Source organism: Sporocytophaga sp. (assembly GCF_017745095.1).
Classification (GTDB): Bacteria; Bacteroidota; Bacteroidia; order Cytophagales; family Cytophagaceae; genus Sporocytophaga.
The window spans coordinates 137,700-152,957 of sequence record NZ_JAGHZZ010000002.1 but is presented as its reverse complement, the minus strand read 5'-3'; the positions used below and the strand labels follow the sequence as shown (position 1 = coordinate 152,957).

The window sequence follows — 15,258 nt, the reverse complement described above, 5'->3', positions numbered from 1 at the left end:
AGCAAAAACTACACAAGGGCTTGATTTATTAGTACTTGTGTAGTTTTTCTTTTTGGGAAAAAGCATTTTTCAGAATTTCCCGAAAAAAAATCACAAACTCTATCATTTTGATATCCTTTGCCGTTTAAATACTAAAAGGTAAAACATGCAATATCTGATTGATATATCTTTTCCCATCAATTTTGATGAGAACTTTATGAAGCTGGTTCCAGTTCAAAAGGATCATATCAATAATCTCATTAGCAAAGGTATTGTACTATCTTATTCTTTATCTCTTGATAGAACACGTTTGTGGGTTAACATAAAAGCGAAAAGCGAAGAAGAAATTAAAGACACATTGTCTACATTTCCTCTCTATTCCTATTTTAAATACACTGTTTTCCCACTAGCCTTCCATGCTTCAGGATTTATGCCATCAGTGTCCATGAATTAATTTATTCTTCAATTGCCGCAGGGTACAAGAACTCTATAAATGGCAGCATTTCCTTGCTATATTTTTTTAGTAATCCTTTTAACTTTCCTTCTTCAATTTCTTTATCAGTAATCACTTTAGATACAATAAAGCTTTTATACTTCAGAAGATCAATGTGTGGGTTTTCCTCGTCATATCCTTTAGGAGCTCTTACAAGTTTTTCTCCTTCCATCGCACCAAAAGTATTTCTGAAACTTGCTTTACTTAAAATTTTTGAAAGGTTTTTACCATTATAGTCTATTTCCTGACGAATTTTTTCCAGCATATCTTTTTCAGGCATATACACTCCACCAGCGATAAAGCTCTCGTCTCCAGGTTGAATATGGATATAGTATCCCGGACCGAATGATTTTCTCCCTTTTATACTGATAAAAGCAGAGAAGTTCTTCTTATATGGAGTTTTGTCTTTTGAAAAGCGTATATCTCTGTTAATTCTGAAAATGGTATTTTTAGCCTCTATACTTTTTATCTTATCGTCAAAATCTGCAATGTCATTAATTACCAATTGCACAAAAGCAACAAAATCTTTCCTGAGTGCATCATAGGTAGCTCTGTTTTTATCAAACCACTCTTTGTTATTGTTTTTCTTTAATTGGGTTAAAAACTTTAAAAGATCTTTATTCATGTTTGGATGCCTGTTTACTTTCTTATGTAAAAATATTTGTCTTCAGATTTTAAACTTAAGATTTTAAAACCTATTTTTGCTAAATATACTATTAGAAACAATCAATGAAAAATACTTTCTCTGTCGTTGCACTAGTCGTGGCAGCCAGGCCTAAGGTCCGGAGAAAGTAATCCATTGTATCAATATAAGGATGAAGCCCCGGACCTAAGTTCGGGGCTTTTTTGTTTTTTACCGTTTTATAAAAAAAATGAATTCACTATATAAAAGTAATAGCTCATACATAGCGGTTCTGGCCGTGGTCGCGTCAGTGGCAGTCCTTGTGGATAATCCCCCCGGGTAGAGCATGCATTTAATATAATTAACATACATGAAGCCCCGGACTCACATTCGGGGCTTTTTTATTTAATCCAAAAGAAAATCAAACATTTACATATTATGAAAACTGAAACAGATTTTTATGAGTTTTCGGAACGGACAAATTCCATTCCTGTATCCTTTATCAGAGAGATTCTGAAAGTAGCATCTTCAAAGGACCTTATCTCTTTTGCAGGTGGCTTGCCGAATGCAGGATTTTTTCCAATTAATGCTTTGCAGGAGATCTCCAATAAAGTTATAAAAGAGGATGGAGCCAAAGCGCTTCAATACAATGTTACAGAAGGGTATCTTCCATTGAAAGAGTGGATAGTTAAATGGTATAGGACGAAACGTGGTATTGACGTTTCAACAGATGAAATATTGATAACAAGCGGTTCTCAGCAAGGATTGGATCTTATAGCTAAAATATTTATTAATAAAGGCGATCAGATCTTTATGGAAAATCCCGGTTATCTAGGCGCTATTCAGTCATTCTCTGCTTATCAGCCTGAGTTTGTACCGATCTCATTGACTTCTCAAGGTATAGATGTTAAAGATCTTAAGGAAAAAACTATCAAGATCAAAGGTAAGTTTATTTATGGGGTTCCTAATTTTCAGAATCCAACAGGGATTACATACTCATTAGAGACAAGGATAAAGCTAGCCCACCTTTTGGATGAAAAGAAGCTTCTTTTTGTGGAAGATGATCCATATGGTGATATAAGATTCAAAGGTAAAGCACTTCCGGGCTTACTGACATTAAATAGAAGAAGAACTATTCATCTTGGATCATTTTCAAAAATGATTTCTCCGGGTTTGAGACTGGGTTGGATCATTGCAAATAAGGAAATTATAAACAAGCTGGTGCTTGCTAAGCAGGCAAGTGATTTGCATACCAACATGCTTTCTCAAATGATAGTATCAGAATTTCTCCATAAAAATGGAATCGAAGATCATCTGGAACTACTTCATAAAGAGTATGGTAAAAGATGTGATCTAATGAGATCATTTATACTGGAGTTTTTCCCAAATACAGCTGAAGTGTCTCAGCCAGAAGGAGGGATGTTTATGTGGGTTAAATTGCCCGATGAATATCCTGTTAAAGATATACTTGAAGAGTCAATTAAAGCAGGAGTATTATTTGTTCCGGGGGCTGAGTTCTGCACAAGCATAAAAAAGGAAAACGCTATGAGGCTTAATTTCTCTAATGCTTCAGAAGAAGAAATCCTTCTTGGTATTGTTAAAATCGGAATGGCTATTGATAAATGCAGGAAGAAAGGATGTTGATCCTTTCTTCTTTTTATGATGCCTTGTCTGACTTGTACTTTAAAGAAACTTTTTCCTGAATAACATCCTGAATAAGTCTTTTTTCAATTTTACTCTCTAGCCAGGAGATGATATCAAAGTATATGAATGCTCGCTTTTCGTACGTGCTGTTCACCAACGGAATTAACTGGGATTTAAGGCGTACAAATCGTTCGTAGAGTTCTTTGTCTCTGGTGTTTTGATTCAGGTCTTTTAGGAATTTGAGAATGAATTTCTGGAAGAGATGTAAATCTTCTTTTTTAAGTAAGAATCGATAGGTGGATATGATATAATATTTGATCACATCATAGTTCCCAAGCTCATAGTGACAGATGAGGTTTAGTATCCTTGCAAAACAATGAAGGTCTTCTCTTATGTCGCCATCAGGAATATTAATAATTCTGTTCAGCCATTTCAATGCTCCGTGAAAATCACTTGCCCCAAAATACAGACAAGATAACTTGTAGTTGATGATCAACTCAGAGTGCTTGTCTACTACTTCCAGAAGTTCGTAAATCTTGGTATCCGGACTTTTCATCAAAACGTCAACACCTTTAGTGAAGTCGCCAGTGATAAAGTATTTGTTTATTTCATGGATGTAGTAATACTTAAGAAGCCTGATTCTTATGCTTTCATTTTGTGTCTGGTTGTAATCTGCTGCAATTGCATGAAGAATTTTATTTGTTTCAACAAAGTCGTTATACATGTCTAGCTTGTACTGTGCGATGAGCAGGTTGTTAAGACTTTTAATGTACTGCTCTGTGCTTGTTTCTTTAAGTTCCTCGTGTGTGTCAAAAAGCTTAACCAGTTTCAAAGCATACTCATAACCGTTTCTGAAATCCTGTATAAATAAATAATAGCCCACATAAAGCTTATAAAGATTCAGTTTTTCCGAGATGGATAACTCTTCTTCAGTAAAATCAGGGATATTAGAATTGAAAAATTCTTTAACCCTCAGGAAGTCCGCTTCACCTCTGATATATCCGATCTTAGTATAGAAAGAATTAAGTTTAATTGAAAGGTTAGAGAAGGTATTAATGTTATTAATTCTCTTATTTATCGTTCTAGCCTCTTCTATAATCCTGTCAACTTTGTCCACTGTATCGTGATCAATTGTCTGCATGAGTACGCTTTTCTCAAGTTTAATGATCTCCAATTGCAATTCCAGGTTGTCGTGAACCAGGGCCATTTTTCGTGCTTTTTTCAGGGAATTCATTCCTTGAGTATAAAGCCTTCTTGAAAAGAGCAGCTGAGCGTAATCAATTTGTTCCCTTATCTGAAGATCAAGAATTTTTGGAGCGTTAAATAATCGTATAGCCTGAAGCAATTTGTCATAAAGGTATGCTTTCATGTTTGAAAGCTGCTCAGTTTTGAGGCTTGGTAGCTTATCCGGAATAGAGTCCTCATCAAATTCCTTCTGCTTATTCATATAGTCGAAAAGGATCAGCATTTTTTTGTCTTCTCCATCCCCGGATCCTCCATATAAGAGCTTGAAATATCTTTTTTCATTCTTGCTCATGGATTTTACAAGCTCGTAGAGACTTCTAGATTTTATTCTGGCCACCGTAGTTATTTTTTAATTAATCCTCTGAAATATAGTGTAAATCTAGTTTAAAAAAATGGATTTACTGTAGAGTTATTGTGAAAACTCTATATTATGTGTTAAAAGTTTAAATACGTAGAAATATTTTTTTAGTTTATTGATAATGAGTTGATTATTTTATTATTGTGTTTTTTGGGAAACGTATTAAAATTGAAATAAAAAAAATGCGGACAAAAACAGACAATATATTTGTGACAGTTATAAGATTGTTTATCTGATAAAAAATCATACACATGGACAAAGTAAAAAAGAATGGTGCCCAAATGCTAGTTGATTGCCTTGAAAAAGAGGGAGTGGAATATGTTTTTGGATATTCAGGCGGGGCTGCTATTCCGATCTTTGATGCTTTATATGATTCTAAAATAAAACTCATATTAACCAGGCATGAACAAGGAGCAACGCATATGGCTGATGGCTATGCAAGAGCGACCGGCAAACCTGGTGTGGTGCTTGTCACAAGTGGTCCTGGCGCTACTAATACCATTACTGGTATCATGACTGCTCAGATGGATTCGGTTCCAATGATTGTCCTTACCGGGCAGACAATAACAAGTTTACTTGGAATGGACGCTTTTCAGGAAGCGGATGTGTTCGGGTTATCAATGCCTGCAGTGAAACATAATTACCTTGTTAAAAGAACATCTGATATTCCTAGGATAGTAAAAGAAGCATTTTATATAACAAACTCAGGAAGACCAGGCCCAGTATTGTTAGATCTTCCGAAAGATATTACTTCTGCAGTTTTTGAAGGGCAGATTAAAGAAAACATTGAATTACCAGGTTACAAAGTGCCTTCAAAGCCTGATCAGAATTCAGTAGAAGCAATTGCCGATCTTTTTCTTAAATCTAAAAAGCCTTTGTTGTTGGTTGGTCACGGTGCTTTGATTGCTAAAGCAGATGCAGAGGTCAGGCAATTAGCAGAAAAACTTAATGCTCCTGTAACAACAACCTTATTAGGAAAGGGCGCTTTTCCTGAAACGCATGAGCTTTCTCTTGGAATGGTAGGAATGTATGGGACAGTATATTCCAACAAAGCAATGCTGGAGTGTGATCTTATCATGTCTATAGGCAGCAGATGGGATGACAGGATAAATGGAAATCCCAAGAAGTTTTGTCCGAATGCCAAGAAAATCCATATAGATATTGATCCTGCAGAAATAGGGAAAATAGTTACTCCCGATGCATATGCAATTGGCGATGCAAAGGAAGTGTTAAAGATGCTTATTCCTTTGGTACAAAAGGTTGATACTGATAAATGGTTGAATAAGTTAAATCAATACAAAAAGGACTTTCCTTTCACTTACTCCAAAGATGAGCCTTTAAGAGCCCAATATGTAATTGAAGAAGCTTATAAAGTTTCCGAAGGCAAAGCTATTGTTTCTACTGATGTTGGACAGCACCAGATGTGGGCAGCTCAATATTACCTTACAGACACTCCCAACCAATGGCTATCTTCAGGAGGAGCCGGTACAATGGGTTTTGGGTTTCCAGCCGCAATAGGTGCACAGTTAGGTAAACCTGATCATAAAGTTCTTGCTATAGTTGGTGATGGTGGATTTCAGATGACACTTGCAGAGCTTTCGACTGCTGCTATTCATAAGTTGCCAGTTAAGATTTTGGTAATTGATAATAAATACCTTGGAATGGTTCGTCAATGGCAGGAATTTTTCCTTGATTCAAGATACAGTGGTGTAGACATGGTTGTAAATCCTGATTTTGTAAAGCTTGCTGAAGCTTATGGAGTAAAAGGATTTCACATAAGCAAGCCTTCTGAAGTTACCGCAGTTTTAAAAGAAGCGTTTGATTATAATGAAGGGCCATGCCTGATTCATGCTGAAGTGGTAAAGGACGATAATGTTTATCCAATGGTTCCTGCAGGTATGTCAGTAGAACACATGATTACTGAGGCTCCCACTGTAAAGATGGAAATGCCAGAAGGTAGTACCTAGAAACAAAATCTTTTCATCACTTCTTATTAAATAAAAAGGACCAGTTAAAATAAACATTAAACCTATGCAGCATATATTTTCCCTGTCGATAAATCAAAAGCCCGGAATTATAATAAGGGCAGCTTTAATTTTTGAAAGAAGAGGATTTGATATAGATTTTATGGAGATCTCAGGTGAAGATTCCAATGGTCTAAGCAAAATGATTATCAGAGCTACTGGAGATAGTTCAAAAGTGGTGCAGATTGAAAAGCAATTGGAAAAATTGATCGATGTAGTGACGGCTAAATATATTTCAGGTGAACTGGCTTCTGAAAATGAACTTGAGCTGGAAAGTAAGCCAGCCCTCCTTAAGGCTGTTTAAATCGAACATTTTATTTCTCTGATCTGTTAAACTTTAAGAATTGAAGGGAAGAAATATGAGCAGATCGAAAGCATTGATAAGTGGTTTGGCAGGTGCATTGGCGCTTACTGCCGCAAATCAGGGATTACAAAAGTATACCACGGAGGCTCCTAAGGTGGATTTCTTCGGAATGAAAATTATTAAAAAGGGACTTCAAGCGTTAGGATTGGCAAGTCCTGGAAAGAAAAAGCTCTTTGGTTTAAGTTTGGGAAGTGATTTGTTGTTTAATAGTCTTTATTACAGCATGACTGCTTCTGGCAAGACGCCTTTAATGAGCGGCTCTCTTCTTGGTTTGGGAGCTGGAGCTGGAACCTTAAGTTTGCCTAATATTTTAGGCTTCGGTAAAGAGCTTGTAGGTTCTACATTTAAACAAAGATTACTTTCTATGGGAATTTATCTCGCTGGAGGACTGACTGCTGCGGCGACTTATAAATTGCTTAACAGATAAAACTAAATAATTTAGTGATTATATAGACTTCCTTTAAAGGAGGTCTTTTTTGTTTTAAGAGGAAATTAAAAAATATACTTTTTGAAAATTATGACCCCGACAACTATTGCAAAGATGGCGGCAATTAATACTGCTGCAGCTGCTAAGTCTTTTATTTTGCCAGCTGTAGGATGATATTCAGGGGAAATAAAATCAACTATCTTTTCGATTGCAGTATTCAATAGTTCAGCTATCCATACTAGAGTTATAGCTAATATAATCCACAACCATTCTGTTTCTTCGATGTTGAAATATGCAGATAAAGCCAGGATAAATAGAGTGGCTGCAAGATGGATGCGAGCATTATTTTCAAGCATCAGTAAATGCTTCAGGCCTTTTATCGCATAATTGTAACTCTTTAAATTCTTTTTGATGTCGATCATAAGGTTTTTAATTGAGGCCCAAGTTAAAAAGAAATGTAAACAATAAACCTTAGTTTTAGAATGAATAAGCTAATTATGCTGGTGAAAAACATCAATAGGATGCTGGCAAAGTAAAAAGAAAGGTGGTACCTTTGGACTCATTTTTTTCTACCCAGATCTTACCTCCGTTTTTCTCAACAAACTCTTTACATAGTTTTAATCCAAGGCCTGTACCTTCTTCTCCTGCCGTACCTTTGGTGCTATACTTTTGATCAATGCTGAATAATTTTGGAAGTAAATCTTTGGAAATCCCAACACCATTGTCTTTGACATAAAGTGTCACGAAGCCTTTTTCTCTAAAGGCATCTATAGTTATAGTGTCATTTTCCGAAGAATATTTGACTGCATTGGAGATAAGGTTTCTCAGAATGGTTTCGACCATATTCTTATCAGCATATACTTTTATCTTATGGTTTATTTTTATGTCAACTGAAATCTTCTTTATCGAAAATAAAGGAGAAAGGTATTCAGCTGTAGCGCATGTAATATCTTTAATTGTAAAAGATTCTGGCCTGTAAGCAAGCTCATTCATTTGAAGCTTGGCCCATTTTAAAAGTACATCTAACAGATTTTGAATTTTTACCAGACTTTTATGAAGAAAGAATATGGTTTCGGATTCATCCTCATTGACATGATTCTGATCCTTTAAAAATGTAGATAATACAAGTGCAGAATTAATTGGTCCACGCAAATCATGACTGACAATTGAGAAAAATCTGTTTTTGCTTTCATTTAAAGTTGCCAGTTCATTTTTAAGTCTTTGCTGAAGCTTATATTCTCTGTAAAATATATATACAATCATCAGAGATGTGATAAGGGCAGAAATGCCTGAAAATATAATAGCAATACTTATTAACTTTAAGTTTGAAGTTGCCTCGGTTTGCTTATTGTATAAAGCTTTTTTCTCACGTAGTTCTATCAGTTTTTTTTCTTCCGTAATTTTTATCTTGAGCTCGGCAGCATAGGAAAGCTTTTCGAAGGAAAGGCTTTGGAGACCTTTTCTGATGGCATCTTTGTCTATAAGATGGTCAATTTCTTTCCTTCTTTCTTCAAAAAGCTCCTCTATAAGTTTTATTCTTTGGTAAACAGGAGGATTGTCATTTACCAAAGCCTTTAGTATGGCTATTTCGGCTTTTGTTTTTCTGGCATTGTCTTCATATTCATACAGAAAATGAATATTCTTAGAAAGGATGTATCCTCTCAGATTGCCTTCTGTTTCGGAAAGCAATATGACGAGGTTGTCCAGATGATTGATGACGGTATAAGACGCGCCAACAGACCTGAATTCTTCCTTGATTTTTTGAGAATATATGATAGAGTAAATGGATGCGGCTGCAAGAACTACTAACAATAGACCCAGTATAGGAAAAAGGATTTTAAGTTTTACAGAATCCTTCATATTAAATTCCCCTCAACTACAAAAATATGTTTATTGTACGGGATTTAGCTAACGTATGTTTTTGGGCTTTATTTCAGATATTTATCTGTAATATTGTGAAGCTCTTTTAGTTGTTGTTTATCGAGACATTTTAAAAAATCTGGTAAGTTGCCAGACTGTAATCTTACTTGAAAAAAGAAAACAGTCTCCTGAATTACTTTTAAATGATCAAAGGCGAGTGAGGGCAAGTTGAAAATGGAAAACCATTTAACGTTTTGGGCATCGTCTCCGGCATTCAGGGTTACTTTACTAGTAATTAAAGTTGTATAAGCAATAGAAATGGTTCGGCCTCTTGGATCTCTGTTTACGTCTGTAAATGCACCAGTCTGTTCCATGTCGCCTACTGCCAGACCTGTTTCTTCAAGTAGTTCTCTTTTCGCACATTCCAGGCCGTTTTCATTCATTTCAAGGAATCCACCTGGTAGTGCCCAACAGTCTTTAAATGGGTCGTGTTTCCTCTCAATTAATAAAAGACTCAAAGTCCCTGATTCAAATTGAAGAATTACAGAGTCTGTAGTTACAGCAGCTCTTGGATAATCGTAACAGAACTTATCTTCAGACATTATATCTTCCATTTAATATTGCATCCTATACTTGGTCTCTGATTATTGTCAACCTCTTTATTGTTTAATATATTATCAAGGGCGTTACGGATATCCTTCCCATTGACAGGTTGTGTGGTTGAAGGTCTGGAGTCGTCCAGTTGGCCTCTGTATACAAGTAAAAGGTCCTTATCAAATATATAAAAATCAGGAGTACAGGCGGCTTCATAGGCTTTTGCAACATTTTGGCTTTCGTCATATAAATAGGGAAATGGATAGCCAAGCTCTTTTGCTGCTTTTGTCATCTCTGCAGGTGCGTCCGCCGGATACTTTTCGGCGTCATTTGAACTGATTGCTATAAATGAAATTCCCTTTGGAATATAATCTTTAGCCAATCGTACCAATTCATTGTTCACGTGTTTTACAAAAGGACAGTGATTGCAAATGAACATGATTACAGTAGCTTTCTGAGATTTAATCTGGTTCAGTGATAAATCTTTCCCTGAGACGGTATCAAAAAGCGTAAATTCCGGTGCAATGGTTCCGAGAGGAAGCATATTGCTGGGTGTTTGTGCCATACAAAAGTTTTTACGAATATAAATAAAACCTTTAAATTAGTATGATGTTGCTTGGGTAAAATGCAATAAGGTTGTGAATATGAGTACTTATGATATAATTGTAATTGGAGGCGGCCCAATAGGATTAGCCTGTGGCATCGAGGCTCAGAAGTCTGGGTTGAAATATTTGATTCTCGAAAAGGGGGCTTTGGTAAACTCCATCTACAATTATCCATTAAACATGAGGTTTTTTTCTACTTCAGAAAGATTGGAGATAGGGGCAGTACCTTTTGTTTCGATTAGCGGTAAACCTATGAGGGATGAAGCTCTTGAATATTATCGCCGAGTATTGGAGTATTTTCAACTTAAAATAAATCTGTACGAAGAGGTACAAAAAATTAATAGAAGTGATGATGCATTGTTTGAAATCCAATCTTCAAAAGGCATCTATCATGCAAAATATATAATCATTGCTACCGGTTTTTATGATCATCCAATTGGGTGCGGTATAGATGGAGAACATCTGCCTAAGGTTTTACACTACTATAAGGAGCCTCATCCATTTTCATTCAGTAAGGTGGTAGTAGTTGGAGCTGCAAACTCGGCAATTGATGCAGCTTTGGAATGTTATAGAAAAGGAGCAGAGGTAACATTGGTTGTGCGAAAACCAGAAATAAGCCACAGAGTAAAATATTGGGTAAAACCTGATATAGAAAACAGGATAGAGGAAAATTCTGTAAAGGCTTTCTTTAATGCGGAACTTGTTTCGATCAGAGAAAATGAAGTTGATGTAAAAACTGAAAATGGGATAGTTACTATTGCAAATGACTTTGTATTGCTCATGACAGGCTATCATCCTGATTTTAGCTTGTTGTCCAGGGCTGGAATTGAATTTCATTCGGGAAATTTAAAGATCCCCTATTACAATGAACAGACAATGGAGTCAAATGTAAATAATATTTATCTCGCAGGAGTTGTTTGTGGTGGTATGGAAACTCATAAATGGTTCATAGAAAATTCCAGAGTACATGCAACCATGATTATACGTGATATTTTGAGTAAATCTAATTTTATATAGATATGGCAGGTTGTGGTTATGTTTGTCCTTTGTGCGAAGGACGCGGGATGGATGAGCATGGAAATGATTGTGATCATTGCACGGTCCCCAAAAACAAATCTTTGACTGAGGAGCAGGAAGAGTGGGTCAGGAAGGTACATGAAGGTCCTTGCTGCAGTCACCCGGAGGAAGAGGAATGAAAATAGTATTGATACCGGATTCCTTAAAAGAATCTTTAAGTGCATTTGAAGTTGCTGAAGCAATGGCTAATGGTATCAGAAAAGTCCTTCCTGATGCTGAAATAATCTCTTGTCCGCTTGCCGATGGAGGCGAGGGGACTATGGATGCTTTGGTTCATGCTACTGGAGGTTATAAGGTGGAGGTTCATGTTCATGATCCTCTTATGAGAAGTATAAAAGCATCATATGGCATATTGGGAGATCATCAGACTGCAGTTATAGAAACGGCGTCTGCTTCAGGGCTTGCCCTCCTCAATAAACACGATAGGAATCCGATGATCACAACCTCCTTTGGTACCGGCGAACTGATTGTAAATGCACTGAACAAAGGAATACGGAAATTTATTATTGGCCTTGGGGGAAGTGGAATCAATGATGGCGGTGCTGGTATGGCTCAGGCATTGGGAGTTAATCTTTTTGATTCACAAGGTAAAGAGTTACAAAAGGGAGGCGCTTCCCTCATTCATCTTGCCAAGATTGATATTTCGAAAATTCATGAAGCTCTGAAAACTGCAGAGTTTAAAATTGCCTCGGACGTAACCAATCCTTTAACAGGTTCAAATGGAGCAACTAGGATATTCGGTCCTCAGAAAGGTGCTACAGAAGAAATGGTTACTATTCTGGATGAAAGTCTTACTCATTATGCTTCCGTTATAAAAAAACAAATGGGGAAGGGGATCGCTGATATTGCAGGAGCTGGGGCCGCAGGAGGCCTGGGGGCTGGTATTCTTGCATTCTGTGGTGGGGTAATTGAATCTGGCTTTCCTTTGATCGCAGAATTCGCAAAGGTGGAAGATAAATTAGAAAATGCTGATATCATTTTTACAGCAGAAGGAAAATCTGATATACAAACGCTTTCAGGCAAGTTGCCCTATTGCGTAGGAAAACTTGGCCAAAAGTGTGGAGTTCCTGTATTCCTTCTTACCGGATATGCTGCACCAGAATCGGAGGAATTATTAAAGCATGGGGTTACATGTATTATGCCATTTCAAAATGGCCCAATGACATTGGCTGAATCGGTAAACGAGGCATTTAGTCTTATAAGCCAGACAAGTGCCAATATACTAAGAGTGTTTTTAGAAGGAAGAAAAAAATAAACCTGCCTTGAGAGCAGGTTTACGATGTTGGTTGAGTTAGGTAAATAGCTGGTGCTCTTTACATTTTATGTATAATTGCTAAATGAAAGATCCCGGTTTTTGTTCGGCAGGAATAAATATTTTTTAATAGAATCATTTTATTTTTTCACCTTATCCTTAGACTTGATTTCATCCATTTTTTCTCCCTTGATTGGAGGTCTGTTCGATGCATTATTTGGAGAGGAAACCAGAGCTGCAAGAGTACTAATGATTCGATCGTTAAAAGCTGGAAGATCTGAAGGTCTTCTGCTGGTGATAAGATTTTTATCCGTCACTACCGGTTCATCTATCCAGGTTGCTCCTGCATTGATAAGATCAGTTTTTAGGGAAGGATATGAGGTAAGCTTTCTACCTTTGATTAAACCTGTTTCAATTAAGGTCCATGGTCCATGGCATATTGATGCTACAGGTTTTTGAGCAGTCAAAAAGGTTTTAACAAATTCAATAGCGTTATTCTTCATCCTTAAAAAATCCGGATTCATTACACCTCCCGGTAAAATTAAAGCATCGTAATTTTCAGGGTTAGCTTCATCCAGAAGGGTATCAGCGGTTATTTCGTCCCCCCAATTTTTCAGATCCCATCCTTTGATCTTCTTTTCAGGAGCAATAATCTCTACAAGTGCATTGGCTTCCCTTAAGGCCTTAACAGGTTCAGTCAACTCTACTTGTTCAAACCCGTTGTCAACAAGCAAGGCAACTTTAATTCCTCTTAGATTTTTTTGCATATTTTTTAAATTGTTAAATCAAAACAGAGGATCTGGGGAAATGTTAAACGTGTATTATCTGTGGTGGAAAATGAAAATATAATGGTAATTATTAAAGTAATAGTTTCTTCCCCAAAAGGTGTTTTAAATATTTAAATGGAATGCTTGTCAACAATTGTCTTTCCCTGGGGTTAATTTAAAACCAAACCGGTTTAATCCACAGAAACATATATATTATGAGATTATCTACCCTTACAGAAGGATATGAGGTTACAGAAATTGCCGATGGAGGAGACAAAGTGAAGATTGCCTACACCAAAGAAGGTATTCATCCTAACGACTTTATCTTTCTCAGCAACTCTCCCTCTCTTGAAGATATCAAATATCAGGTGATTGATGTCAAATGGTTGAACGGATTATATTATGCAGATCTCGTGAAGATATCCTGATAAATTGTTACTTTTATTTTTTCAGTGTAGATTCATTTTTAATGAATAAAAATTAATGAAAAGGTTTTTAACTTTATTTCTTGCAGCTATTCTTGGAAGTGCTGTAACGATTATTGCCACTCGATTTATAACAGGTAATGGTAGTAGTGGAAGTATTGTCTCTTACAGTAAAAAATCTAATAGTTCCGATACTACCTATAAGGGGCATGGTGCTGGTATAAATTTCCGTCCTGCTACAGCAAAAGCATTGCCTTCTGTTGTTCATATTCATTCTGCTATTCCTGCCAGCAAGCAATATAATGATATGGGGCCTTTCAGAGATTTTTTTGGTGATGATTTCTGGGGAAGACCAAGGGAAGAAAAACAAAGGCTGGAAATGGCGACTGGATCTGGTGTAATTGTTAGCCCTGACGGATATATAGTAACTAATGATCACGTTATAGCAGGTGCAAAAGAAATCAATGTAACCTTGAACGACAACAGAAGCTTTAAAGCTAAGCTCATTGGAACAGATCCTTCAACGGATATTGCTCTGATAAAGGTTGATGAATCTGATCTTCCCTTTATTTCTTTCTCAAATTCTGATTTCGTTGAAGTTGGTGATTGGGTGCTTGCTGTAGGAAATCCCTTTAATCTTTCCTCTACTGTTACCGCCGGTATCATTAGTGCAAAAGCAAGGAACATCAGTATTTTACAAGATAAATCAGCAATTGAATCCTTTCTTCAGACTGATGCTGCTGTTAATCCAGGAAATAGTGGTGGAGCTTTAATAAATCTTGAAGGTGATCTGATAGGCATTACTACTGCTATTGCTACACCCACAGGTGCATATGCCGGTTATGCTTTTGCTGTTCCCAGCAATATAGTTGCTAAGGTAATAGAAGATCTTAAACAATATGGAGTTGTTCACAGAGCATATCTTGGTGTGGTAATCAGAGATATGGATTCTGATCTTGCTAAAACTCTTGGATTAAAATCCTTGAAAGGAACATATGTGGAAAGTGTAGTGGAGAATAGCGCTGCATTTAAGGCAGGAATAAAGGCGGGAGATGTGATCCTCGCAATTGATGGGGTTGAAATCGGTTCAACTGCAAAACTTCTGGAACTTATTGGGATCCATCACCCAGGTGACAATGTTAAACTGACAGTTTTAAGAGATGGCAAGGAAAAAGAATTTAAGGTAGAATTGAAAAACAGTCAGGGTAAAGTAGAAGTGATCAAAAAAGAAGTGAATGAAGTTGAGGAGAAGCTGGGTGCGGATTTTGAAGACCTTACTGACCAGGAAAAGAAGAAATATGGTATCACTGGGGTTAAGGTAAAAACGCTAGGCTCGGGTATTTTGTCAGAACAAACAAATATGAAAGAAGGGTTTATTATTACAGGTATAAACCATAAGCCTATTAAGGACCTGAATGAATTCAATGAAGTGCTTTCAGCACAACAAGGTGGGGTCTTGCTGGAAGGTGTTTATCCCGGAAGCCCCGGAAAGTATTACTATGCTTTTGGCCTTGAATAAGTT

The 15,258-nt window shown here is 36.6% G+C and carries 17 protein-coding genes; 10 read left to right on the top strand and 7 right to left on the bottom strand.

Features of this window, described 5'->3' with window-relative positions; translation table 11 throughout:
• Nucleotides 1-145: 145 nt before the first annotated feature.
• On the top strand, nt 146-433 hold the full coding sequence (locus J7604_RS03415) for a muconolactone Delta-isomerase family protein (RefSeq protein ID WP_293891061.1): 288 nt from the start codon (nt 146-148) through the stop codon (nt 431-433).
• Between the two features lies 1 nt (nt 434).
• Here J7604_RS03415 and J7604_RS03410 read toward each other — a convergent pair whose 3' ends face one another.
• Entirely contained in the window at nt 435-1,097 is a 663-nt protein-coding gene (locus J7604_RS03410) for a DUF2461 domain-containing protein (RefSeq protein WP_293891059.1), read from the bottom strand.
• Between the two features lie 435 nt (nt 1,098-1,532).
• Here J7604_RS03410 and J7604_RS03405 point away from each other — a divergent pair, with 435 nt between their 5' ends.
• Nucleotides 1,533-2,738 (top strand): PLP-dependent aminotransferase family protein, encoded by a 1,206-nt coding sequence (locus tag J7604_RS03405; protein ID WP_293891056.1) that lies wholly within the window; start codon nt 1,533-1,535, stop codon nt 2,736-2,738.
• A gap of 13 nt (nt 2,739-2,751) precedes the next feature.
• Here the strand turns inward: J7604_RS03405 and J7604_RS03400 are convergent, their stop codons facing one another.
• Complete coding sequence (locus J7604_RS03400; RefSeq protein WP_293891053.1) at nt 2,752-4,320, bottom strand: hypothetical protein; 1,569 nt, start codon at nt 4,318-4,320, stop codon at nt 2,752-2,754.
• A gap of 272 nt (nt 4,321-4,592) precedes the next feature.
• Between J7604_RS03400 and ilvB the strand changes: the two genes are divergently transcribed.
• The 3 genes from ilvB to J7604_RS03385 all read left to right on the top strand — a co-directional run bounded on the left by ilvB (nt 4,593) and on the right by J7604_RS03385 (nt 7,156).
• Nucleotides 4,593-6,308: a biosynthetic-type acetolactate synthase large subunit gene (gene ilvB / locus J7604_RS03395; protein WP_293891050.1), complete on the top strand. Its 1,716-nt coding sequence runs from the start codon at nt 4,593-4,595 to the stop codon at nt 6,306-6,308.
• A 64-nt stretch (nt 6,309-6,372) separates the two neighbouring features.
• Nucleotides 6,373-6,669 (top strand): acetolactate synthase small subunit, encoded by a 297-nt coding sequence (ilvN, locus tag J7604_RS03390; RefSeq protein WP_293891047.1) that lies wholly within the window; start codon nt 6,373-6,375, stop codon nt 6,667-6,669.
• A 55-nt stretch (nt 6,670-6,724) separates the two neighbouring features.
• The gene (locus J7604_RS03385; RefSeq protein WP_293891044.1) at nt 6,725-7,156 is read left to right on the top strand and encodes a hypothetical protein; all 432 of its coding nucleotides are present in this window, start codon (nt 6,725-6,727) and stop codon (nt 7,154-7,156) included.
• A gap of 65 nt (nt 7,157-7,221) precedes the next feature.
• Here the strand turns inward: J7604_RS03385 and J7604_RS03380 are convergent, their stop codons facing one another.
• From J7604_RS03380 to J7604_RS03365, 4 genes are all read right to left on the bottom strand, one after another.
• A complete protein-coding gene (locus J7604_RS03380; RefSeq protein WP_293891041.1) occupies nt 7,222-7,578 on the bottom strand; it encodes a diacylglycerol kinase family protein in 357 nt (118 codons plus the stop codon).
• Between the two features lie 91 nt (nt 7,579-7,669).
• Nucleotides 7,670-9,016, bottom strand: coding sequence for an ATP-binding protein (locus tag J7604_RS03375; RefSeq protein WP_293891038.1), 1,347 nt, complete (start codon nt 9,014-9,016; stop codon nt 7,670-7,672).
• A gap of 68 nt (nt 9,017-9,084) precedes the next feature.
• Complete coding sequence (locus tag J7604_RS03370) at nt 9,085-9,618, bottom strand: NUDIX hydrolase (RefSeq protein WP_293891035.1); 534 nt, start codon at nt 9,616-9,618, stop codon at nt 9,085-9,087.
• Nucleotides 9,618-10,175, bottom strand: a complete 558-nt coding sequence (locus tag J7604_RS03365) for a thioredoxin family protein (protein ID WP_293891032.1) — start codon at nt 10,173-10,175, stop codon at nt 9,618-9,620. The genes J7604_RS03370 and J7604_RS03365 overlap by 1 nt, the downstream gene beginning before the upstream one ends.
• 79 nt (nt 10,176-10,254) lie before the next feature.
• On the opposite strand from J7604_RS03365, the gene J7604_RS03360 reads away from it, so the two are divergent.
• Genes J7604_RS03360 through J7604_RS03350 form a run of 3 tightly spaced genes read left to right on the top strand, consistent with a single transcriptional unit; the run spans nt 10,255 to nt 12,547 of the window.
• Nucleotides 10,255-11,232, top strand: a complete 978-nt coding sequence (locus J7604_RS03360) for a YpdA family putative bacillithiol disulfide reductase (protein WP_293891029.1) — start codon at nt 10,255-10,257, stop codon at nt 11,230-11,232.
• 2 nt (nt 11,233-11,234) lie between these two features.
• Entirely contained in the window at nt 11,235-11,411 is a 177-nt protein-coding gene (locus J7604_RS03355) for a hypothetical protein (RefSeq protein ID WP_293891026.1), read from the top strand.
• Nucleotides 11,408-12,547 (top strand): glycerate kinase, encoded by a 1,140-nt coding sequence (locus J7604_RS03350; RefSeq protein ID WP_293891023.1) that lies wholly within the window; start codon nt 11,408-11,410, stop codon nt 12,545-12,547. The genes J7604_RS03355 and J7604_RS03350 overlap by 4 nt, the downstream gene beginning before the upstream one ends.
• 137 nt (nt 12,548-12,684) lie before the next feature.
• Here the strand turns inward: J7604_RS03350 and J7604_RS03345 are convergent, their stop codons facing one another.
• Complete coding sequence (locus J7604_RS03345) at nt 12,685-13,311, bottom strand: type 1 glutamine amidotransferase domain-containing protein (protein ID WP_293891020.1); 627 nt, start codon at nt 13,309-13,311, stop codon at nt 12,685-12,687.
• 215 nt (nt 13,312-13,526) lie between these two features.
• Between J7604_RS03345 and J7604_RS03340 the strand changes: the two genes are divergently transcribed.
• Nucleotides 13,527-13,739: a hypothetical protein gene (locus J7604_RS03340; protein ID WP_293891017.1), complete on the top strand. Its 213-nt coding sequence runs from the start codon at nt 13,527-13,529 to the stop codon at nt 13,737-13,739.
• A gap of 55 nt (nt 13,740-13,794) precedes the next feature.
• A complete protein-coding gene (locus J7604_RS03335; RefSeq protein ID WP_293891014.1) occupies nt 13,795-15,255 on the top strand; it encodes a Do family serine endopeptidase in 1,461 nt (486 codons plus the stop codon).
• The last annotated feature ends 3 nt before the right edge of the window (nt 15,256-15,258 follow it).

What these genes read in the sequence shown, in the direction of transcription:
- J7604_RS03415 (WP_293891061.1), top strand. Translation starts at nt 146, where the DNA reads ATGCAATATCTGATTGATATATCTTTTCCCATCAATTTTGATGAGAAC.
- J7604_RS03410 (WP_293891059.1), bottom strand. Translation starts at nt 1,097, where the DNA reads ATGAATAAAGATCTTTTAAAGTTTTTAACCCAATTAAAGAAAAACAAT.
- J7604_RS03405 (WP_293891056.1), top strand. Translation starts at nt 1,533, where the DNA reads ATGAAAACTGAAACAGATTTTTATGAGTTTTCGGAACGGACAAATTCC.
- ilvB (WP_293891050.1), top strand. Translation starts at nt 4,593, where the DNA reads ATGGACAAAGTAAAAAAGAATGGTGCCCAAATGCTAGTTGATTGCCTT.
- ilvN (WP_293891047.1), top strand. Translation starts at nt 6,373, where the DNA reads ATGCAGCATATATTTTCCCTGTCGATAAATCAAAAGCCCGGAATTATA.
- J7604_RS03385 (WP_293891044.1), top strand. Translation starts at nt 6,725, where the DNA reads ATGAGCAGATCGAAAGCATTGATAAGTGGTTTGGCAGGTGCATTGGCG.
- J7604_RS03380 (WP_293891041.1), bottom strand. Translation starts at nt 7,578, where the DNA reads ATGATCGACATCAAAAAGAATTTAAAGAGTTACAATTATGCGATAAAA.
- J7604_RS03375 (WP_293891038.1), bottom strand. Translation starts at nt 9,016, where the DNA reads ATGAAGGATTCTGTAAAACTTAAAATCCTTTTTCCTATACTGGGTCTA.
- J7604_RS03370 (WP_293891035.1), bottom strand. Translation starts at nt 9,618, where the DNA reads ATGTCTGAAGATAAGTTCTGTTACGATTATCCAAGAGCTGCTGTAACT.
- J7604_RS03365 (WP_293891032.1), bottom strand. Translation starts at nt 10,175, where the DNA reads ATGGCACAAACACCCAGCAATATGCTTCCTCTCGGAACCATTGCACCG.
- J7604_RS03360 (WP_293891029.1), top strand. Translation starts at nt 10,255, where the DNA reads ATGAGTACTTATGATATAATTGTAATTGGAGGCGGCCCAATAGGATTA.
- J7604_RS03355 (WP_293891026.1), top strand. Translation starts at nt 11,235, where the DNA reads ATGGCAGGTTGTGGTTATGTTTGTCCTTTGTGCGAAGGACGCGGGATG.
- J7604_RS03350 (WP_293891023.1), top strand. Translation starts at nt 11,408, where the DNA reads ATGAAAATAGTATTGATACCGGATTCCTTAAAAGAATCTTTAAGTGCA.
- J7604_RS03345 (WP_293891020.1), bottom strand. Translation starts at nt 13,311, where the DNA reads ATGCAAAAAAATCTAAGAGGAATTAAAGTTGCCTTGCTTGTTGACAAC.
- J7604_RS03340 (WP_293891017.1), top strand. Translation starts at nt 13,527, where the DNA reads ATGAGATTATCTACCCTTACAGAAGGATATGAGGTTACAGAAATTGCC.
- J7604_RS03335 (WP_293891014.1), top strand. Translation starts at nt 13,795, where the DNA reads ATGAAAAGGTTTTTAACTTTATTTCTTGCAGCTATTCTTGGAAGTGCT.